At 68.1% G+C, this 21,210-nt stretch carries 16 protein-coding genes and 1 riboswitch; of the genes, 12 read left to right on the forward strand and 4 right to left on the reverse strand.

Going from position 1 to position 21,210, the window contains the following annotated elements; all coding sequences use genetic code 11:
* Positions 1 to 201: 201 nt before the first annotated feature.
* From FCK90_RS11305 to glxA, 3 genes are all read left to right on the forward strand, one after another.
* Positions 202 to 480, forward strand: a complete 279-nt coding sequence (locus FCK90_RS11305) for a GlsB/YeaQ/YmgE family stress response membrane protein (RefSeq protein ID WP_158034411.1) — start codon at positions 202 to 204, stop codon at positions 478 to 480.
* A 1,072-nt stretch (positions 481 to 1,552) separates the two neighbouring features.
* The gene (locus FCK90_RS11310; RefSeq protein ID WP_181954299.1) at positions 1,553 to 3,235 is read left to right on the forward strand and encodes a glycosyltransferase; all 1,683 of its coding nucleotides are present in this window, start codon (positions 1,553 to 1,555) and stop codon (positions 3,233 to 3,235) included.
* Between the two features lie 13 nt (positions 3,236 to 3,248).
* Positions 3,249 to 5,282: a radical copper oxidase GlxA gene (glxA, locus tag FCK90_RS11315; RefSeq protein ID WP_158034413.1), complete on the forward strand. Its 2,034-nt coding sequence runs from the start codon at positions 3,249 to 3,251 to the stop codon at positions 5,280 to 5,282.
* 113 nt (positions 5,283 to 5,395) lie between these two features.
* On the opposite strand, the gene FCK90_RS11320 is transcribed toward glxA, so the two are convergent.
* Entirely contained in the window at positions 5,396 to 6,508 is a 1,113-nt protein-coding gene (locus FCK90_RS11320) for a glycoside hydrolase family 6 protein (protein WP_158034414.1), read from the reverse strand.
* A 223-nt stretch (positions 6,509 to 6,731) separates the two neighbouring features.
* On the opposite strand from FCK90_RS11320, the gene dxr reads away from it, so the two are divergent.
* Positions 6,732 to 8,009 carry a 1-deoxy-D-xylulose-5-phosphate reductoisomerase gene (dxr, locus tag FCK90_RS11325; RefSeq protein ID WP_158034415.1) on the forward strand — a complete coding sequence of 426 codons (1,278 nt, stop codon included), beginning with the start codon at positions 6,732 to 6,734 and terminating at the stop codon, positions 8,007 to 8,009.
* On the opposite strand, the gene pflA is transcribed toward dxr, so the two are convergent.
* Both pflA and pflB read right to left on the reverse strand, forming a co-directional pair.
* Positions 7,996 to 8,898 (reverse strand): pyruvate formate-lyase-activating protein, encoded by a 903-nt coding sequence (gene pflA, locus FCK90_RS11330; protein WP_158034416.1) that lies wholly within the window; start codon positions 8,896 to 8,898, stop codon positions 7,996 to 7,998. The two genes, dxr and pflA, sit on opposite strands and share 14 nt — an antisense overlap.
* 160 nt (positions 8,899 to 9,058) lie before the next feature.
* Positions 9,059 to 11,338 carry a formate C-acetyltransferase gene (pflB, locus tag FCK90_RS11335; RefSeq protein ID WP_158034417.1) on the reverse strand — a complete coding sequence of 760 codons (2,280 nt, stop codon included), beginning with the start codon at positions 11,336 to 11,338 and terminating at the stop codon, positions 9,059 to 9,061.
* Between the two features lie 283 nt (positions 11,339 to 11,621).
* A riboswitch (SAM riboswitch) is annotated at positions 11,622 to 11,735 on the forward strand.
* A gap of 83 nt (positions 11,736 to 11,818) precedes the next feature.
* Between pflB and FCK90_RS11340 the strand changes: the two genes are divergently transcribed.
* The 3 genes from FCK90_RS11340 to FCK90_RS11350 are packed head-to-tail and all read left to right on the forward strand — an operon-like array spanning position 11,819 to position 14,432.
* Entirely contained in the window at positions 11,819 to 12,700 is an 882-nt protein-coding gene (locus FCK90_RS11340; RefSeq protein ID WP_158034418.1) for a MetQ/NlpA family ABC transporter substrate-binding protein, read from the forward strand.
* Positions 12,697 to 13,779, forward strand: a complete 1,083-nt coding sequence (locus FCK90_RS11345; RefSeq protein WP_158034419.1) for a methionine ABC transporter ATP-binding protein — start codon at positions 12,697 to 12,699, stop codon at positions 13,777 to 13,779. The genes FCK90_RS11340 and FCK90_RS11345 overlap by 4 nt, the downstream gene beginning before the upstream one ends.
* Entirely contained in the window at positions 13,776 to 14,432 is a 657-nt protein-coding gene (locus FCK90_RS11350) for a methionine ABC transporter permease (RefSeq protein WP_158034420.1), read from the forward strand. The genes FCK90_RS11345 and FCK90_RS11350 overlap by 4 nt, the downstream gene beginning before the upstream one ends.
* A gap of 136 nt (positions 14,433 to 14,568) precedes the next feature.
* On the opposite strand, the gene FCK90_RS11355 is transcribed toward FCK90_RS11350, so the two are convergent.
* The gene (locus FCK90_RS11355) at positions 14,569 to 15,555 is read right to left on the reverse strand and encodes a TPM domain-containing protein (protein WP_158034421.1); all 987 of its coding nucleotides are present in this window, start codon (positions 15,553 to 15,555) and stop codon (positions 14,569 to 14,571) included.
* A gap of 51 nt (positions 15,556 to 15,606) precedes the next feature.
* Here FCK90_RS11355 and FCK90_RS11360 point away from each other — a divergent pair, with 51 nt between their 5' ends.
* The 5 genes from FCK90_RS11360 (at position 15,607) to FCK90_RS11380 (ending at position 21,157) form a co-directional block, all read left to right on the forward strand.
* Positions 15,607 to 16,959 carry a M50 family metallopeptidase gene (locus FCK90_RS11360; protein ID WP_158034422.1) on the forward strand — a complete coding sequence of 451 codons (1,353 nt, stop codon included), beginning with the start codon at positions 15,607 to 15,609 and terminating at the stop codon, positions 16,957 to 16,959.
* Between the two features lie 190 nt (positions 16,960 to 17,149).
* Positions 17,150 to 18,313, forward strand: a complete 1,164-nt coding sequence (gene ispG / locus FCK90_RS11365) for a flavodoxin-dependent (E)-4-hydroxy-3-methylbut-2-enyl-diphosphate synthase (protein ID WP_158034423.1) — start codon at positions 17,150 to 17,152, stop codon at positions 18,311 to 18,313.
* A complete protein-coding gene (locus FCK90_RS11370; RefSeq protein ID WP_158034424.1) occupies positions 18,310 to 19,191 on the forward strand; it encodes a GNAT family N-acetyltransferase in 882 nt (293 codons plus the stop codon). Before ispG ends, FCK90_RS11370 begins: the two co-directional genes overlap by 4 nt.
* Positions 19,192 to 19,402: 211 nt before the next feature.
* On the forward strand, positions 19,403 to 20,239 hold the full coding sequence (locus FCK90_RS11375) for a hypothetical protein (RefSeq protein ID WP_158034425.1): 837 nt from the start codon (positions 19,403 to 19,405) through the stop codon (positions 20,237 to 20,239).
* A gap of 57 nt (positions 20,240 to 20,296) precedes the next feature.
* Positions 20,297 to 21,157 carry a hypothetical protein gene (locus FCK90_RS11380; protein WP_158034426.1) on the forward strand — a complete coding sequence of 287 codons (861 nt, stop codon included), beginning with the start codon at positions 20,297 to 20,299 and terminating at the stop codon, positions 21,155 to 21,157.
* The last annotated feature ends 53 nt before the right edge of the window (positions 21,158 to 21,210 follow it).

Consider the following 21,210-nt stretch of genomic DNA (forward strand, 5'->3'; position numbering starts at 1 on the left):
GCGATGCCCCGCTCGTTCGCCAGGCCTTCTCCGCGTCGCGCTCGAGTCGAGGACGGCAGGAGCCGGAATGGCATAAGTCTCATGCACGGTGGACGCTTTCGAGCCCCGGGTCGAGTAGGCTCGGTATCGTCATCAGCGATCAGTATGCTGATGAAATGTCCTCAGCGTCCCCCATGGGGAAACCTACGGAAAGAGAATCTCATGATCGGCTCCATTATCGGATGGATCGTCCTGGGCTTGATCGCCGGTGCGCTGGCCAAGCTCATCATGCCCGGCAAGCAGGGCGGCGGCATCGTCGTGACCATGCTGCTCGGCATCGTCGGTGCAGTCATCGGAGGTTTCATCATCTCTGTCCTGCCCGGCATCGACATGGAAGGCAGCGGTTGGATCTTCTCACTGATCGTGGCCGTCATCGGCGCACTCGTCGTGCTGTTCGTCTGGGGCCTGGTCGCAGGCCGCGGCAACCGCGCGGGTCGTTGATGCGATAGTCCTCGACGCGGACGGTAAAACCCCTTCGGGGCCCTGACGGGCCGCGGAGGGGTTTTATGTCATCTGAATGGCCTCGACGCCGGTCCGTGACAAAGACCACAGAACAATGGCGATCGCCGTGATCCCGCAGGTGGCGCCGGGGATCCACCCCGGAGGTATAGGTTCGGCGTTTCGCGGCCCCGCCCGGCAGTGCTCGCAAAGGCAGCCCTGTATTCGACCCGGCGCACAATTCCTGCAGGTGAGGAAATCCCGGGTGACATGGGGCTTTGAACTGATTTCACCGGTGATGCCTTCACCTACCGGACTCCGGGAAGATATCCTCCCTGCCGCGTTACGCATAGTGACGGACCATGCATCAGTTGTCCTGACCTGGGAAAACGAGGCACGGGAGAGGCTGAACGCTGCGAATTCGACGGTACGCAGGCGAAAACCCGCGACTAGAGCATGAGAGGTATCACATCCCCGGCATCGCCGCCGCGCCACGAGGGGATGATCCGGTCGTGAGATGCCCCGCGCACCTGGCGGCACGGGCACCCGGACAGGCCGGCGGAAGCGGGCCTGTCGGGCGGCCAGTGCCTTCTGACCTCGTCATATGCGGAATGACCCCGCGCCCGCGGTGCAGAACCCCATGGGGGCGCAGTCTGCTCCGACGGCTCCGCCCGAGCCGTCGGAGTTCGTAACAGACCGATGCGTAACACTCTGTTCTCTGTGGTCATAAGAGTCTCAGCGGAAGCTCAGCCGCGCTGAAACTCCTATGATGTGGATGTCATCGCTCGACTCCGGGGGAACGGAGTGGGCATGACTCGTGAAGCGTGCGTTCACATTTCGCGGTCGCCTTGTTGAGGGGGAATCACAGGGCCCGCGCTGCGGCAGATCCACCGTCGGTGTGACGCGCGCACGGAAACAGGGGGAAATAATGGGGGTTTGCCTTGACGAGACGGAGCTCGAAAAAGCTTTCGTCGTCGGAGAGCCACAGGAAACACGGGATACCAAGATCTCGTTCCGTCGAATGCAAGAATCCGCCGGGAGGTGGATTCTCACACTTTTTGTCGCCCTGCTCGCGGTGGGGTTTTCTTTCGCCTACCTGGTTTGGCAGGCGTACTACGGCTACGTGGCCGGGGTGCTCACGGTAGGTATCGCTCTGGCGTTCGTCGCCGACCTGCTGCGCACCACCTTCACCATCTCGTTGTCGTGGACGGCGCTGCTGGCCAAGAAGCCGGTGCTGCCCCGTGCGCGCGACGATCATCGGGTCGCGCTCATCGTCACCTTCGTGCCGTCCTCCGAGGACGCGGCGATGCTGGAGAGCCTCCTGCAGGAGGCGCAGAGGATCGACTACCCGGCGAACCAGCTCGAGATCTTCGTCTTCGACGAGGGCGACGGCGGTGTGGTGAATCCGATCATCCAGCGCGTCAACCGCCTGCCCGGCCACCGCGTGCAGCGGATATCCCGCCATGGTCAGCGCGTGTACAACCAGCCCAAGGGGCGGTTCGAGGCGAAGACCAAGCACGGCAACATCAACGCTGCGCTGGACAAGATCTGGCGCCACCCCGAGGTCTACGGGACGTTCGACATCATGATGGGGCTGGATCCCGATCACATCCCCATGCCCGAGTTCGCCCGGCGCATGCTGGGGTACTTCCGTGATGCCAACGTGGCCTACGTGGCCGGCCCGCAGAGCTACGAGAACGCTCGCCGCTCCGTCGTGGCCAGGCTGGCGGAGTCGCAGCAGTTCGTCTTCCACACGGTCTCCCAGACGGGGGCGAACGCCGCGCGGGCCCCGATGCTCGTGGGCACCAGCTACGCCGTCCGGATGAGCGTCCTCCAGCAGGTCGGCGGCATCCAGCCGTCGATCACGGAGGACATGGCCACCTCCCTGGCGATCCTCAGCCGGTGCAACCCGGCCACCAGGAAGCAGTGGAAGGCGGTGTACACGCCGGATCTCCTGGCGCACGGGGAAGGCCCTGCGACCTGGGGCGCTTTCTTCAAACAGCAGGACCGCTGGTCGCGTGGCGCCATCGAGTACGTGCTGAGCGGGAAGCTCCTGTGGAACACGCTGCGGATGTGGCGGAACCCGCTGGGCGTCATGCACTACAACATCATGATGTCGTTCTACGGCATCATGGGCGTCCTCTGGCTGCTCGCGGCGGCCAATATGGTGGTGACGGCCGTGTGGGGCCCGACCGCCATCGCCGTGGACCCCTCGCACTGGGCGATCTTCTACGGCTGGGTGGCCTTCTTCCAGATCACGCTCTACAGCGTGATGCGGCGGTACAACACCAGTCCGTACGAGGAGCGGTTCTCCTACGGGATCTACGGGATGTTCATGAGCGTCGTGTCGGCGCCCATCTATGCGGCGGCTCTCGTCAAGACCCTCCTCCGCCGCCCGGTCGGCTTCTCCGTGACCCCGAAGGGCGCCAAGGCCTCGGGGGACAGCCTGTTCACGTTCCGGATCAACATCATGTGGGCCGCGTTCTACGCCGCGATGCTGGGCGTCGCGATCTCCCTCGGCCACATGCCCCTGGCATCGATGTCCTGGCCGATCATGGGCATCGCCATCGCGCTTGCTCCCGCCGTCCTGTGGCGTTGCGAGCTCCACGCCCAGAGGCGGGCGCTCCCCGCCGGGGACGGAGCCGTCGTCGACCGCCTGGGCGGGAGCCTGGACTCTCAGTTCGAAGAGCTCATGGCCGGCCAGGAAACAGTACCCACCAGCACCAGGCGCCCCGCGGCCCTGAGCGTTCTGACCTGAGAAGCAAAAAACTATGGAAAAAACTCGAACCAGCAAATGGAAGCCGCGCCGCCTCGTACCCGTGGTGGCCACGGGGGCACTGCTCGCGGTCAGCCTTCCCGCCTTCATCATTCCGACCACTACCGCCTACGTCCACGAGTGGCGGATCAACACCCCTGAGTACAAGGCGGAGTTCGGCAAGTGGGACCTCCTGGACATCGACGCCGATCTGAAGATCAACGCGATCCATTCGGTGCTGCTGCCCACCGGCGACGTTCTCCTGATCGCCGGATCGGGCAATGACGCGAAGCACTTCGAGGCCGGTACGTTCCAGACGCTCCTGTACTCCCCGGAGACGGGGGAGGGGGAGCTGATCGACACCCCGGAGGACCTCTTCTGCAACGGGCACGCGCACCTGCCGAACGGCAACGTCCTGGTGGCCGGGGGCACCCAGGGCTACGAGGTGCTGCCCGAGAACAAGGAGGCCGCCGGCGGGGTGCTGACGCTCGTCAACGAGAACCCCGACAAGGAGTACATCGTCGAGGCCGGGACCACCGTCAAGGGGCTCAAGAGCGGCAAGGAGTACGTCACGGACTCCGACATCACCGTGCCGGCGGCCAAGAAGACCCAGGTGGACGACACCTCCTGGGACGTGTCGTCCACGGAGCGCAACGTCTACATCAACAGCGTCGAAGACGGCGAGGCGGGCATGCTCCCGGAGGGCGACCAGTTCGTGGTCGAGGACATGAAGGGCGACGACCGCGAGAATCTCCACGGGTACTCGGCGGCGATCGACATGTCCAAGAAGGAGTACCAGGGCATCGACGTCTCCTACGAGTTCGATCCCTTCCAGAAGAAGTACATCAAGGGCGACCCCATGAACTACGCCCGGTGGTACCCCACGCTGACCTCGATGCATGACGGTCACGTCATCGCGTTGTCCGGTTTGGACGCCGCGGGCAATATCCTCGACGGCCAGAACGAGGTGTACGACCCGGACACCAAGAAGTGGACCGAACGCGAGGACCTGCGCCGGTTCTTCCCCACCTACCCCGCGGTCTTCCAGACCGCGGAGGAGGACGTCCTCTTCTCCGCCGGTCCCTCGACGGGCTGGGGCCCGCACGACCAGGGCCGCGACCCGGGGTTCTGGGACCTGACCGATAACACCTTCGACATCGTCCCAGGCCTCCGGGACCCCGACCTGCTGGAGACCGGCTCGGCCTCGTGGCTCGGCCCGGTCAACGACCAGCGGCTGGTCGTGGTCGGCGGCGGCGGAATCGGCCACTCGGAAGAGGCGACGGGGCGGATCGACGTCATCGATCTCGACTCTGAGGCCCCGGAGTTCGAGGCCCTGGCCGACCTGCCCGACCAGACCCGCTACCCGAACCTGGTCACCCTGCCCACGGGCGACATGTTCATCACGAACGGTTCGCGCGACTACCGCGGGCGCGGGGCGTCGGACATCTTCAAGAGCTACATGCTCGACCACGAGACCGGTGCGCTCGCGGACATGGCGGAGCCGGAGGTGGGCCGCAACTACCACAGCACGGCGATCATGCTCCCCAATGGGCAGATCCTCGTGGCCGGCAGCGACCCGCTGTACGCCGACGAGGAGAACACGCAGCCGGGCAAGTTCGACCAGCGCATCGAGATCTTCACCCCGCCGTATCTGTACGGCGAGGACGGGGAGCTGACCGATCGGCCGGCCATCACCTCCGTCCCCGAGACCTCTTCACGGGGATCGGAGATCGTGATCGAGGCCGACCAGGTGCAGAACTCGGCGATCGAGCACGTCCGGCTCATGGTGCCCAGCGCGGTGACTCACGTCACCGACACCAATCAGCGGATGGTGGACGTGCCGTTCACGGTCGGCGAGAACGGTGAGCTCATCGGTCACATCCCCGACAATCCGGCGCTCGTCCCGGACGCCCATTACATGGTGGTCGTGGTCGACGAGCGTGGTGTGCCGTCGGAAGCCGCGTGGACGCACGTCACGGGGGAGGGCGCCGGGGAACCTGCCGACGCCGAGGCCCCCGCTGCCGAGCACGCGGGGCACGCCGGTCACTAGCCGGCTCACGGGTCGCAAGCCTCCAAACACCAGTACCCCCGCACCGCCCGTAGAAGGCGGTGCGGGGGTACTGGTGTATCCGGGCGGGCGTGGTCCGCCTACCCGGGGCCGTGCTATTCCGCCGGGGTCTCGGACCGCCCGCCGACCTGCTCGAGCAGCAGCTCGCCGTCGAATTCCCCGGCGGGTCGCTGGCTGATGCCGCACTCACCGTCGGATTGGCCGAGCACCTTGATGTAGGCGACCTCGACGGGCTCGTCGGGATCGAAGGTGGTGTCGATGGCCCCGACGCGCTGTCCCACGGGGTTGCACCAATCGCCCTCGGCGACGCCCTCCGGGTCGCCGTTGCGGGAGTTGTCGATCAGGACGTACAGCGGCTTCCCGAACGCTTCCTGCACCTCTTCGGCGTAGGCGCGGGTGTCCTCCTCGGAGATGAAGTTGGCGACGTTGAGAGAGATGCCTTCGACGCCGTGCTGGCTCTGCTCTTCCACCCTCTTGAGCAGATCGGCCGTCAACTCGGGGTCGCGCCAGGTGGCGTTGCCGGCGTCGAGGTAGGTGGCCGTGTTGGAGTTCGCGTGGAGGGTGTCCAGGGCGTTCGCCAGCAGGCCGACCCTGGCCTCCGCCTCCTCGTCGGACAGGTCGGGCAGGTGCGCGAGGGCGTCCGGCTCGAGGACCACGACGGCGCCGTTGTCGCCGATCTGCTCGCTCAGCGCCGTGATCCAGCCCTCGTACTCGCCGTCGGAGTCCACGCCCCCGGTGGAGTGGTTGCCGACATCGCGCTCGGGGATGTTGTAGGCCACGAACAACGGCAGCTGCCCCTGCTCGGAGGCAGCCTGAACGGTCTGCGCGACGTAGCCGTCGTCGATCTTCTTGGTGTCGGCGATCCACTCGGCGATGGGGAGGTTCTCGAGCTCCTCCAGATCCGCCTGGGTCTCGCCCTGCGAACTGCTGGCGATCATGCCGACGTCGGTGTAGTAGGAGTTCTCCTTATGAGCGTAGAACTCGCCGCGTCCGGGAGCGTTCCGCTCGGGGAGCGTCTCGCCTTCTGGCTGCGGTTCGGGGGAGGTGCACGCCACCAGACCGAGGACCAGCGCCCCCGTGACGGCGCCGCCGTAGACTCCCCGCGTCCACCGTCCTCTCCCGGCGCTGCCCGCCTCCGCGAGATCCCCGGGACGGGCCTCGACCGGAGCGGGCGCCTTCGAAGCCTGTCTACGAGCAAACATCATCATGAAATCCCCATGCCTCTGGTGTCTCTCTGCAACGGTAGTCCAGGGTGCGACCGCCGGTTCCCCGTCGACGGTCTCGCCGCGGCGCACCGGCGTAGTCGCGCCGCCCCTGTGATCGGCCGTGCCCGGGAGATCGAAGATGCCTGCAGTGCTCTCCCGTTCCTGTGCGCCTCAGACAGAACTTTATCCCACTCACCGCCGGCGACGGGTCGGTCATACTGGGGGCATGGCCCGCACCGAGAACCCATCCACCGGACGACCCCCTCACCTGTGGGAGTCCCTGCTGGAGCACCGCCCGCGCCGGGTGAGCATCCTCGGCTCCACGGGATCGATCGGTACCCAGGCCCTCGACGTGATCCGCGGGGCCCGCCGGGAGGCGCAGCGGGAGGTCTTCATCGTGACGGCCCTGTCCGCGGGGCGGTCCAACCTGGAGCTGCTGGCCCGGCAGGCGGTGGAGACCCGCCCAGAGCTGGTGGCCACCAGCGGTGACGGTGACGACGCCGCCCGCCTGGCCGAGCTCATCTCCACGTGCGCCGGGGACGCCGGGGCGGCGGGGTATCGCCCGCAGGTGATCCACGGACCCGACGCGGCGACCCGGGCCGCTGCCGTGGAGACCGCGGACCTGGTGCTCAACGGGATCACGGGCTCGATCGGACTGGCTCCGACGCTCGCCGCCCTGGAGTCCGGCAAGCTCCTGGCCCTTGCGAACAAGGAGTCCTTGATCGCCGGCGGGGCCCTGATCGACGAGGCGGTTGCCGCCTCCCCCCACGAGGATCCGCTCATCCCCGTGGACTCCGAACACTCCGCGCTGGCTCAGGCCCTCCGCTCTGGGACGTCCGCGGAGGTGGACCGCCTGGTCCTGACGGCCTCGGGCGGCCCGTTCCGGGGACGGGCACGGAGCGAGCTGCTGGAGGTGCAGCCCTCCGACGCGCTGGCGCATCCCACCTGGGACATGGGCCTGATGGTCACCACCAATTCGGCCACCATGGTCAACAAGGCTCTGGAGGTGCTCGAGGCCCATCTGCTGTTCGGCGTCCCGCTGGAACGGATCGACGTCGTGGTCCATCCCCAGTCCGTGGTGCACTCCATGGTGCAGTTCACAGACGGTTCCACGATCGCCCAGGCCTCACCGCCCGACATGCGCCTGCCGATCGCCCTGGGGCTGGGCTGGCCGCACCGGGTCCCCGGGGCTGCGGCACCGTGCGACTGGTCCCGGGCCACCTCCTGGAGCTTCGAGCCGCTGGATGAGGACGCGTTTCCGGCCGTGCGCCTGATCAAGCGGGCGGCCGCCAAGAGCCCCACCACGCCCGCGGTCTACAACGCGGCCAATGAGCAGGCGGTGCTGGCCTTCCACGACGGCAGGATCGGGTTCCTGGACATCGTGGACACCGTGGCCCGTGTGGTCGACGAGCACGAACCGGCCCGGGAGCTCAGCGTCGAGACCGTTCTGGCCGCCGAGGAATGGGCTCGGGCGCGGGCGGACGAACTGCTCAGTACACGGTGAGCCCCCTGGCGCGGAACCGGTCGCGAGCCGCTTCCGTCTCCCGCGCCGTCGGCGGCTGGGTGCCTCCGAGGGTGTAGTCCAGCCCCAGTGCGGCCCATTTGTCCGCGCCCATGGTGTGGAAGGGCAGCACCTCGACCCGTTCCACGGAGCCCCATTGCGCGACGATGTCCGCGACGGCCTCGATGTTCTCCGGGGCGTCCGTGAGGCCGGGGACCAGGACGAAGCGGATCCACAGGGGCTTCCGCATGGCGGCCAGCCTGTCGCCGAACGCGATGGTGGGGGCCAGGGCGCGGCCGGTGGTCTCCCGGTAGACGGCCTCGGTGCCGGATTTCACGTCCAGCAGCACGAGGTCCACGTCGTCGAGCAGCTCATCGTCGGCGACCCGGCCCAGGAAACCGGAGGTGTCCAGGGCGGTGTGAACCCCCATCTCGCGGGCGCCGCGCAGGATGCGGCGTACGAACCGGTGCTGGAACAACGGCTCGCCCCCGGAGATGGTGAGCCCTCCGCCCGTTGCCGCGAAGACCTTCCGGTAGCGCCTGATCCGCCGGAGCACCTCCTCGACCGGCTGCAGCGTGCCGCTCTTGAGCTGCATGGTGTCCGGGTTGTGGCAGTACTGGCACCGCAACGGGCAACCGGAGAGGAACAGGGTCATCCGCGTGCCCGGCCCGTCGACGGCGGTCACGAGCTCCCACGAATGGATCGACCCGATCCGCCCCGCATGCAGGGCCTGGACCTTCTCGTGATGGAGTGGTGCTCCGTCGTCGTCCAGCGGCAGGAGCTCCCGGTGGAGCTCCGCCAGGGTCTCGGGCAGTCCGGAGGCCGTTCCGCGGCTGCGCGGTCGTGCCGGGGCCCCGTGGCCGACGGGGGACACCGCCTCGGTGGGTCGCATGGCCGCGACTGAGCCCTCCGACGGTGTGAATCTGGGGTGGATGGTGCGTGTTCCGGGCATGGTTCTCCGCTCGATTCGTCGCTGCCCGAGGGGTCCGGGGCGGCAGCCGCCCTGCCGTGCCCTGGCGAGGTACGGCAGGGCGGCTGCCGGCGGGACCGGCTCAGACGCGGTCGTGGAAGGTGCGGGAGAGCACGTCGAGCTGCTGCTCCCTGGTCAGCCGCACGAAGTTCACCGCGTAGCCGGAGACCCGGACCGTCAGCTGCGGGTAGTCCTCCGGATGGACCATGGCGTCCTCGAGCGTCTCCCGGTTCAGCACGTTGATGTTCATGTGGTAGCCGTCGGAGAGGTTCTGCGCATCCAGCAGGCCGACCAGGTTGGTGACCTGCTCGTCCCGGGTACGTCCGAGCCCGCTGGGCACCACGGTGCTGGTCAGCGAGATCCCGTCCATGGCCTCGCCGAACGGCAGCTTGGCCACGGACAGCGCGGAGGCCAGCATGCCGTGGGTGTCACGGCCGTTGGACGGATTGGCACCGGGGGCGAAGGGCTCACCGAGCCTGCGGCCGTCCGGGGTGTTGCCGGTGGCCTTGCCGTAGACCACGTTCGAGGTGATGGTCAGCACCGACTGGGTGTGCACGGCGTCCCGGTAGGTCGGGTGGCGGCGGATCCGCTCCATGAACTCGTGCACGATCCGCACGGCGATCTCGTCGGCGCGGTCGTCATCGTTACCGTAGGCGGGGAACTCGCCCTCGATCTCGTAGTCCACCACCAGCCCGGTGTCATCGCGCACCGGCCGCACCGTGGCGTACCTGATCGCGGACAGGGAGTCGGCGGTCACCGACAGCCCGGCGATGCCGCACGCCATGGTGCGCAGCACCTCGCGGTCGTGCAGGGCCATCTCCAGGCGCTCATAGGCGTACTTGTCGTGCATGTAGTGAATGCAGTTCAGCGCCTCGACGTAGGTGGCGGCCAGCCAGTCCAGCAGGACCAGGAACTTCTCCCAGACGTCGTCGAAGTCCAGGACCTCGCCGGTGACCGCGGGGGACTCGGGGGCGATCTGCTGCCCGGAGACCTCGTCGCGGCCACCGTTGATCGCGTAGAGCAGCGATTTGGCCACGTTGACCCGGGCGCCGAAGAACTGCATCTGCTTGCCCACGGTCATCGGGGAGACGCAGCAGGCGATCGCGGCATCGTCGCCGCAGGCGTCGCGGATCAGTTCGTCGGACCCGAACTGGATGGCCGAGGTGTCGATCGAGACCTGCGCGCAGAAGCGCTTGAAGCCTTCGGGAAGCTCCGCCGACCAGAACACGGTCAGGTTCGGCTCGGGGGCCGGGCCCAGGTTGTACAGGGTCTGCAGGAAGCGGAACGAGGTCCTGGTGACAAGGGTCCGCCCGTCGGCGCCCATGCCTCCGATCGACTCGGTGACCCAGGTCGGATCACCCGAGAAGAGCTGGTCGTATTCGGGGGTGCGCAGGAAGCGCACGATACGCAGCTTGATCACCAGGTCGTCGACGATCTCCTGGACCTCGGACTCCGTCAGCGTGCCCTCGGCGAGGTCCCGGGTGAAGTAGGCGTCGAGGAAGGCGGTATTGCGGCCGAAGGACATGGCGGCGCCGTTCTGCTCCTTGACCGCGCCCAGATAAGCGAAGTACAGCCACTGCACGGCCTCGGTGGCATTGGCAGCGGGGCCGGAGATGTCGAAGCCGTAGGAGCGGGCCATCTGCTCGAGCTCGCGCAGGGCGCGGACCTGCTCCGCGTTCTCCTCGCGCTCGCGGATCACCTTCTCCTCGGCGGGGTAGAGGTCCAGCTCCGCGCGCTCACGCAGCTTGCCCTCGACCAGGGCGTCGACGCCGTAGAGGGCGACGCGGCGGTAGTCGCCGATGATGCGGCCGCGTCCGTAGGCGTCGGGCAGGCCCGTCACCACGTGGGAGGAGCGTGCGGCCCGCACGTTGGGGGAGTAGACGTCGAAGACGCCGTCGTTGTGGGTCTTGCGGTAGGTCGAGTAGACCTTCTCGAGGTTCTCGTCGACGGGGTAGCCGTAGGTCTGCAGCGAACTCTTGACCATGCGCCATCCGCCGTTGGGCATGATGGAGCGCTTGAGCGGGGCGTCGGTCTGCAGACCCACGATGATCTCCTGCTCGGCGTCGATGTAGCCGGGCCGGTGGGAGGTGATGGTCGACGGCGTCGTGGCGTCGATGTCGTAGACGCCCTTCTCCCGTTCGGCCGGGAACATCTCGAGCAGCTTCTGCCAGATGCCGGTCGTGCGCTCGGTGGCATCCTCGAGGAAGGCGGAGTCCCCGTCGTAGGGGGTGTAGTTGCGCTGGATGAAGTCGCGGACGTCGATGTCCGTCTGCCACGGACCGGCCGCGAAACCACGCCAGGCTCGCGCTCCGGGGTCGACGTCCTCGTCGTGGACGGGGCGATCGGTGGTCTGTGCGGTCATGCGGCTCCTCCTTCGCGCAGCCGGGACGATCGTGACGTCCCGGCGGTCCGGTGAGGCCGCCGTCCGGGTCTGAACGCGTCCTCACGTACAGCTACAACGTTAGGGATCCCGGTACGCGCACCGGAGGGAGTTGCAGTGGGTTTCTTGCCGAACATGTGTGTTCGTTTGCGTTTAATACGTTCGTATCGCGCACATCTTCTGGATGGACGGTTCGGCCCGAGTATTGCGTGATGCGACACGACGCGGTCCGAGAGGCGGCCACGATGTTAAAGTTTCCGCAAAGGATGACGAGTCCCGGCGACTAGCTCTGGCTGGCCGGGCGGCAACCCTCTCACGTGGTGGGGTGCCCCAGATGAACATCCGGCTCCGGTCACGGACCTGACAGCAAGCACGAAATCTGCGCCCCTCGTCGAGGTGCTTTCCACCGTGCATGCCGCGGGCCCTGTGGCCGCCGCATCACGAACGAAAGGCACACCCTTCATGCGCGCTTACCGAGTTTCCGCATTGGCCCTGACCTCCGTCCTCGGTCTCACCCTGGCCGCTTGCGGCGGATCCGACAACGAGGAGGGTCAGGGCCCTTACGACGACGGCGTGGTCACCCTCGGCGTGATCGGCTCCTCGCCCGTGGACGATGCGATCGTCGAGGCAGCGGCCGAAGAGGGCATCACCGTCGAGCTGCAGGAGTTCGGCGACTACAGCCAGGTGAACCCGGCGACCGTCAACGGCGACATCGATATGTCCCGGTTCCAGCACATCGCCTACCTGGCCGACTACATGAACAACTCGGGGGAAGAGATCACCCCGATCGTGTCGACCTCGATCTACCCCCTGGGCCTGTACTCGAACCAGTACGACTCCCTGGACCAGATCCAGGACGGTGACGAGATCGCGATCCCCAACGACTCCATCAACCAGACCCGTGCCCTGCTGCTGCTGAAGGCCAACGACCTGGTCGAGTTCACCTCCGAGACGACGGCGCCCACCGAGACCGACGTCGACACGGAGAACTCCAAGGTGACCGTGACCCCGGTCTCCGCCGAGCAGACGGTGCTGTCGATGGACTCCGTGGCCGCGTCGGTGATCAACAACGACTTCCTGGAGCGCGCCGACATCGATCCGGAGAGCGCCCTGGCCGAGGACGGCGTGGGGGAGGAGAGCTCCTACCCCTACGTCAACCTGTTCACCACGACCCCGGAGAACGCCGACGACGAGACGCTGAACAAGGTCGCCGAGCTCTTCCACACCCAGCCCGTCCTGGATGCGGAGGCGGAGGAGTCCAAGGGGACCGCCGTCTCCCTGGACCTGCCCCGTGAGCAGCTCGAGCAGATCCTCGCCGACTACCAGCAGGACCTGCAGAAGTGACCTCCACGGCAACGGACAACCCTCTCGCCCGGCCGGGTGAGGACGCCGAGGTGATCGTCCGGTTCGACGGCGCCACCAAGACGTTCGTCACCGGCAAGGGCAAGGGGCGCCGTGAGGTCACCGCCGTGGACGACGTCACGCTGAACATCCGGCGTGGCGAGATCTACGGCGTGATCGGGTACTCGGGGGCGGGGAAGTCGACCCTGGTGCGCATGATCAACGGCCTCGAGCCCGCCACCAGCGGCGAGATCGAGGTCGACGGGCGGCGCGTGGACGGCCGGACGGAAGAGCAGCTGGCTCCCATCCGCCGCGATATCGGCATGATCTTCCAGCAGTTCAACCTCTTCACGTCCCGGACCGTTGCCGGCAACGTCGAGTACCCGCTGATCCGCGCGGGCTGGTCCAAGGACAAGCGCAAGGCGCGGGTCGCCGAGCTGCTGCAGTTCGTGGGCCTGTCCGAGCGGGCGGGGAACTACCCCGAGCAGCTCTCGGGCGGGCAGAAGCAGCGCGTGGGCATCGCCCGCGCGCTGGCCGCCCAGCCCAAGATCCTGCTGGCCGACGAGTCCACCTCCGCGCTCGACCCGGAGACCACGCAGGAGGTGCTGAACCTGCTGCGCCGCGCCAACCGCGAGTTCGGGATCACGGTCGTGCTGATCACCCACGAGATGGACGTGGTCCGCTCGATCGCGGACCGGGTCGCCGTCATGGACAGCGGCAGGGTGGTGGAGGAGGGGGCCACGGCCCAGGTCTTCTCCGCCCCCACCACCTCGACGGCCCGCAAGTTCGTGGCCACCGTCAGCCATGACGAGCCCGATGCGGAGGAACTGGCCTACCTGAGCGAGAAACGCCAGGGCAGGCTCGTCGTCATCGACATCCGGCAGGGGGTCGACGTCGGTCCCGTCCTGTCCGCGGCGGCCGCGCGCGGCGTGAGTTTCCGCATCGTCTTCGGGGGAGTCTCCGTGCTGCAGAAGCAGTCCTTCGGCTCGCTGACCGTGGATCTGAGCGGTGAGCCCCATGTCGTGGACGATGCCATCGAAGCACTGAGTCAGGTCACCACCGTCAAGGAGGTCTCGGCATGAACTGGTCCGTCCAAGGTCCCCAGCTGCTGACCGCCATCGGGGAGACCCTCTACATGGTCGCCCTGACCATGCTGATCGCCGGCGTGATCGGGCTGTTCTTCGGCGTCGCGCTCTACGTGACGCGTACGGGGAACCTCTACGCCAGCCGTGCGGTGAACACGGGGATCAACCTGGTGGTCAACTTCGTCCGGCCCATCCCGTTCATCATCCTCCTGGCCGCGCTGGGGCCGCTGACCGATGCGGTGGTCGGCACCCGGCTGGGGCAGAACGCGGCCATCTTCGCCATGTCCATCGCGGCGGTCTTCGCCGTGGCGCGCATCGTGGAGCAGAACCTGATGTCCGTGGATCCCGGTGTGGTCGAGGCCGCCCGCTCCATGGGGGTCTCCCGGCCCAAGATCATCACTACCGTGATCCTCCCCGAGGCACTGGGCCCGCTGGTGCTGGGCTACACCTTCCTGGTGATCGGCGTGACCGACATGTCCGCCATGGCCGGTGCGATCGGCGCCGGCGGCCTCGGCGACTTCGCCCTGCGCCTGGGGTATCAGCGGTTCAACGACGAGGTCACCTGGGCCGCCGTCGCCGTGATCATCGTGCTGGTCCAGCTCGTGCAGTTCGTCGGCAACTCGGCGGCACGCAAGATCATGCGGCGGTAGGGCGCGGTCCCTACCTCAATGCCGAAGAGGCGCCTCCCCGGACAGCTCAGTCGTCCGGGGAGGCGCCTCTTCGGCATTGTCCCACCAGTTCCGCACCGTCAGCCCGCTGTCACCGGCACCCGCTGTGGACGGAGGCTCACCAGCTGCCGCCGGCACCGCCCCCGCTGAATCCGCCGCCACCGCCGAAGGAGGATCCTCCTCCGGCGCCGGGGTCCCCCGAGGAAGAAGGCGGCGGTGCGGCGCCGTAGTTCGAGGGCTCCTGGGCGTAGAGAGGCAGCCACAGGGCGACGGTCGAGATGTTGGCCATGCGCTGTCCTCTGGCCCAGCGCACATAGTCCTCCTCCTGCTGCTCCGTCAGCTGAAGGTCCGGGTCCTCGCGCCGCGCCTGTTCCAGAAACTGCTGCGCCGTCCGCTTCCGGCGGCGGTCGACGACCACCGAGGCCACGACGATCACGCCGACGACGACGGCGAGACCGGTCATGACGATCACGATCCACATCACCGCATTGTTCGACCCTCCGGCCTCCGACTCCGCGACGGGGTCCCGCTGTCCGGAGGCGGTCTCGTAGATCATCCGGGTGCCCTCGATGAGACCGGCGCCGTAGTTCTCGTCCTCGAACTCGGGCACCATGGTGTCCTCCACGATGGCCGCGGCGTCGTCGTCATCGAGGTGCTCCCGGGCTCCGTCGGCCACCTCGATCCGCACCTCGCGGTCCTCGACCGCCAGCAGGACGAGCACGCCGTTGTCCTCGCCTTTGTCCCCGACGCCCCACGCCGTGGCCACGGCACGCGCACGGTCCTCGATGTCGCCGCCGGCGTCCTCCTCGGTCAGGACGGCGACCCGGGCGTTGCCGGTCGAGTCGTTGCCCGCCTCGATCACCCGTTCGAGTTCCTGCTCCTGGTCGTCGGAGAGCACGTCCGCGGTGTCCGTGACATTGCCCGTCGCCGGCGGGACCGGGAGCGGGTCGGAGGACGAACAGCCGGACAGGGCCATGAGGGCTCCGGCCGCGAGGAGGAGCAGGCTCGTGGCGGTCGCTTTTCGTGCCGGGCCCGGTCGCTCGCGACGAGCGGATGCCCCGGTCGCCGGCGGAGCGGGTGAACCGATGGATGCGATATGCCTCATGGGGCAGAGCTTAGGCGGCGGGCACGGTAATTCCAGGGTGAGTGTGGTTGCATGGCCGCCGTGACCGTTCTGCTCTACGCCGTCGGCGTCATCCTGGCCGCCGTCGCCTTCATCGTCTCGATCGCCTTGCACGAGCTGGGCCACCTGGTGCCCGCCAAGCTCTTCAAAGTGCGCGTGCGGCAGTACATGGTGGGTTTCGGCCGCACTGTCTTCTCCTGGCGCCGCGGCGAGACGGAGTACGGGCTGAAGGCGATCCCGCTCGGCGGCTACGTGGCGATGGTGGGCATGTACCCGCCGCACCGGGGCGAGGCACCGCGCGTGGACTCCACGGGCCTGCTCCAGCAGGCGGCGGCGCAGACCCGCAGCGCGGAGGACCTGCTGGCACAACCCGGGGACGAGGAACGGGCGTTCTACCGGCTCCCGGTGTACCGCCGGATCATCATCATGCTCGGGGGGCCGTTCATGAACTTCGTGATCGCGGTCGTGTGCATCGCGGTCCTGATCACGGGATTCGGGGTCCAGGCCCCGACGACCCAGGTCTCCTCCGTCAACGAATGCGTGGTGCAGGTCCGAGCGGGCGACGCCGACGGCCCCGGGCCGGCCCAGGAGGGTTGCGGCGAGGCCGACCCCGAGGCCCCCGCCCACGCCGCCGGTCTGGAGCCCGGCGACAGGATCGTGTCGATCAACGGCCAGGACGTGGACTCTTGGACGCAGCTCACCTCGATCATCCGGGAGCAGGGCGATCGGGAGGTGCCCCTGGAGTACGAGCGCGACGGGCAGCGGGTCAGCACCACCATCACCCCGCTCCTGACCGAACGCCCACAACAGGACGCCAACGGCGAGCCGATCGTCCGTAACGGGCAGTACGTCCTGGAGCAGGTCGGGTTCATCGGGGTCTCTCCGCGTTTCGACATGGTCCCCCAGCCCGTGACGGAGGTGCCCGGGGCGGTCGGCGATGCCCTCAGCTCCGTGGCCGGAGTGCTGTGGCGATTGCCGGTCAACGTCTGGAACGCGGCCGTCTCCACGGTCACCGACGCCCCGAGGGATCCGGAAGGCCCCATGTCCGTGGTGGGCGTGGGCCGGATCTCCGGCGAGGTGGCCACGACCGACCGGCTGGACCTGAGGGAGAAGGCCGCCACGCTGGTCGGCCTGATCGGCTCCGTCAACCTGGCGCTGTTCGCCTTCAACCTGCTTCCCCTGCTCCCGCTGGATGGCGGCCATATCGCCGGCGCCCTGTGGGAGCGCATCCGCCGGACCCTGGCCAAGCTCACCCGCCGCACCGATCCCGGCCCCTTCGACCCGCTCAAGCTCCTGCCGCTGACCTACGTGGTCGTGGGCGCCTTCATGGTGATGACGCTGGTCCTGGTGCTGGCGGACATCGTCGAGCCGATCCGGATGTTCTGACGTTCACCGGGGCGCGGACCGCTCGGATCGCCCGGTGCGCCGCCGGCGGATGCCGCCGCCGGTGTGCCCGAGCGCTCACGAATCCGGTGCCCGTCGCGCCCTCAACTGGGGCACAATGGGAAATCGGCAACGCGCCGTTCACAAACGGCCCCGCCGAGAGAATTCAATCGCCAATGTGTCAGGAGCATTCGTGAGTCCGGTCAGCCTGGGCATGCCCGCAGCACCCCCGCCCGTCCTCTCGCCGCGTCGCAAGACCCGGCAGATCAGGGTGGGTTCCGTGGGCGTCGGCTCCGATTCCCCGGTCAGCGTCCAGTCGATGACGACGACCCCCACCACCGACATCAACTCGACGCTCCAGCAGATCGCCGAGCTCAATGCGGCGGGCTGCGACATCGTGCGGGTCGCCTGCCCGTCCCAGGACGACGCCGAGGCCCTGCCGATCATCGCGATGAAATCACCCATCCCGGTGATCGCGGACATCCACTTCCAGCCCAAGTACGTATTCGCCGCCATCGACGCCGGATGCGCCGGCGTGCGCGTGAACCCGGGCAATATCCGCAAGTTCGACGACCAGGTGGGGGCGATCGCGAAGGCCGCCCAGGACGCCGGGGTGTCCATCCGGATCGGCGTGAACGCGGGCTCTCTGGACAAACGCCTCATGGAGAAATACGGCAAGGCCACCCCCGAGGCCCTGGCCGAGTCGGCCCGGTGGGAGGCCTCGCTGTTCGAGGAGCACGACTTCCACGACTTCAAGATCTCCGTCAAGCACAACGACCCCGTCACCATGGTCCGCGCCTACCAGCTGCTGGCCGAGTCGGGTGATTGGCCGCTGCACCTGGGCGTGACCGAGGCCGGCCCGGCGTTCCAGGGGACGATCAAGTCCGCCACCGCGTTCGGCGCCCTGCTCTCGCAGGGCATCGGGGACACCATCCGGGTCTCCCTGTCCGCACCGCCCGTGGAGGAGGTCAAGGTCGGCAGCCAGATCCTGCAGTCGCTGGGTCTGCGCCCCAAGAAGCTGGAGATCGTCTCCTGCCCCTCCTGCGGCCGTGCCCAGGTGGACGTCTACAAGCTCGCGGACGACGTGACGGAAGGCCTCAAGGACCTGACCGTCCCCCTGCGGGTGGCCGTGATGGGCTGCGTGGTGAACGGACCGGGTGAGGCGCGGGAGGCCGATCTGGGAGTGGCCTCCGGCAACGGGAAGGGGCAGATCTTCGTCAAGGGCGAGGTGATCCGCACGGTTCCCGAGGACCAGATCGTGGAGACCCTGATCACAGAGGCCAATCGCATCGCCGAGGACATGGACGTGGCCGAGGGGGAGGAGTCCGGTGCTCCGACCGTGACCGTCGCGGGATGAGACTCTTCGCCGGGACGGCCCCACGGCTGGTTCCACCGCATGCCGTCCCGGACGGGGCGCTCGAGCATCTGCTCGCAGCGACCCCCGTGTCCTCGGTGTTCGTGGCCGAGAACGTCGGCCGATACCGCGCGGCGGGTTCCAGGCGGGCCGCGCCGGTGGTGGGAATCACCAGCGGGGGCCGTGGCCTGCCCGGCAGGCGCACGGAGGCCGTGAAACTCCACGGAGCGTGCTGGGTCGGTACCAACGTGGTGCCGGTCAGCCTGGACGACGACGGGATCAGGCTCGTGGCCGATCACCTGCTGGTCACCAGGACACCGCGCTCGTCCTTCTTCGGCCCGCAGCGCGAGGTTCTGGGGGTCTGGGACTCCCTGAAGGACAGGTGGCCTCAGCCTTTCGCCGTGCGGGACGATCAGCCGCTGCTCGTCTTCGAGGGAAACGGCGAGGTGACCCCGCATCCCGAGGTCCGGTACGCCGAACCCGCCGAGATCGCCGAGGTGCTGCCGGCCAGCGCCGCCATGTTCCAGGAGGAAGTGGGCTACTCGCCCTATGTCGAGGGCGACAACGGCTACGTCCGCAGGGTGTCCCGGCTGATCCAGGACCGGCGCACGTTCGTGGTGATGCGCGACGGGCGCGTGGTGTTCAAGGCCGATGTGGGGGCCGCCGCCGGGGAGGTCTGCCAGATCCAGGGCGTCTGGGTAGCGCCGGCCTTCCGGGGTCAGGGTCTCGCCGCGCCCTGCATGGCCGCCGTCGTGGAGCGGGTGCAGCAGCGCTGGCCGACCGTGAGCCTCTACGTGAACTCCTACAACCTGCCCGCGCTGAGGACCTACCGCCGTGTCGGCTTCCGGCAGGCGGGGACGTTCGCCACGGTCCTCTTCTGAGCCTCATCTGTGCACGGAGACGCCCTTCCGGCCGGATCCCCGATCGGGCCCGTGCGACGTCATGTCATGTCACACGAGCGCCGTATCCCGTGGCTGTGCGTCAATGGATAGCGTTCGCATCTGCACATAACTAATGTGAATCCATACAATCTTCCGACGCGAAGCCTCCACGGTCCGAGTGGATGGTGGTCGGACGACGAAGGGGAGAACCATGACGGAGAAGTCCAAGTTCCTGCTGGCGACCGGAGCGGTCTGCGTGCTGGCCCTGACGGCATGCGGCGGCGGGGGCGGAGGCGGCGGGGAGGAGAGCGCCGCACCCGTTGAGGCACCGGCCGACTACACGCTGGAGAACACCGAGTCCACGCTGGCCTCCGCCACGGTGGGCGGCGAACAGGTCTCGGACGTGACCCCCGCCTCGGAGGCCCTGTCCGAGGGCGGTTCCGAGGCCGAGTCGGCCCAGGCCATGCTCGGCGCGATGATGGCACTCGTGGAGACCGATCCGGAGGAGTGCAAGGACCCGCTGTTCACCATCGTCTCCGCCGGCGTCATGGACGGCCAGGGGATGAGTGAGAACCTCGACCAGATGGTGGGCGGCAGCGCCGGACAGGACATCGTGGTCTCCGCCCGGGTCATGGACTCCCGCGAGGCAGCCGACCAGGCGGTCCAGGACATGACCTCCAGCCTGGACGGCTGCGGCGACATCACCCTGTCGGCGATGGGTGAGGAGGGTCAGATGACCTCCTCGACCTCCTCGCCGGAGATCGAGGGCGCGGGCCAGGTGCTGCTCGTCGAGGGCAGCGCCAGCGATGCCGGGAGCACGGCGAGCCCCAGCGGGGAGAGCACCTTCAGCGCCGCCTCCATGAGCGTGGGCAACCTGGTCGTCATGGTCTCGCCCGGCGACAGCATGTCGGTCGTGGACGGCGGTTCGGATACGACGGCGTCACCGGCGAGCGAGGACGAGCTGGAGTCCAGCCTGAAGGACCTCGCCGGCGCGTTCGTCGACGGTCCCGTGGAGCCCACCTCCTCCGCCAGCCCGTCCGCATCCTGATATAGCCACCGTTCCGGGGGCCGGCGCGGCCCCCGGAACGCCCGGGAGGAGCCCACCATGAGAGACCACCGAAGAGCCCCCCTGCTGGCTGCCGCCTCGGCGGCAGCAGCCCTGGTGCTGACCGGTTGCGGCCTGTTCGGCGGCGAGGATGAGCCGGCACCCGAGGAGACCGCGCAGCAGAGCAGCGCGGAAGCCACGGCGACGACGGCGAGCCCGGATGCCACAGACGAGGCCACCGCGGAGACCTCCTCGGCGGCACCGTCCCCGAGCGCCACGGCGAGCTCGTCCGCCACGGCGGGCGGGGGCGCGGGTGAGGCGCCCGCGGATCTGTCCAACAGCAGCGTCATGGGAGCGCTCAACGGCCAGGTGGTCGGCGGGGTGGAGCTCAACGCGCTGCCGGTGAGCCTCATGGAGGCCTCCGGGCAGGACATTCCCGCGCTGCTCGAGGAGTCCCTGGGCGTCGTCGCGGTCGACCCGGCCAGCTGCGCGGACCCGGTCCAGGGTTCCTTCATGGGCGGGATCATGCAGTCGAACATGGCCGACGGCGTCGTGGGAGTGGACACCGGCGGAAGCGTGATCATCACCGTGCACTCCTTCGACTCGGTCCAGGACGCCGAGGCCGACCTGCAGGGGTTCCGTGACGAGGTGGACGACTGCTCCGAGGCCACCATGTCGGTCGACGGGGAATCCCTGCCGGTGGAACTGAGCGACGAGGACCTCACCGTCGAAGGCGCGGAGACCGCGATCCGCACCCGGCTCAACGCCAGCGGGGCCGGAGAGAGCATCGCCGTGCACTCCGGCCGCATGGTCTACGGCAACTCCGTCGTCTCCGTGCTGTCCTCGGGCGAGTACCAGGGCGAGCAGGCGGACTACGAGGCGCTGCTGACCGAGGTGGCCCAGCTCCTCCAGGGGGCCTGACGGGATCCTGCGGTGTGCGGGGGCCGGACCCATGGGCGATAGGATGGCCCGGG

The organism is Kocuria coralli (assembly GCF_008831305.1).
Classification (GTDB): domain Bacteria; phylum Actinomycetota; class Actinomycetes; order Actinomycetales; family Micrococcaceae; genus Kocuria; species Kocuria coralli.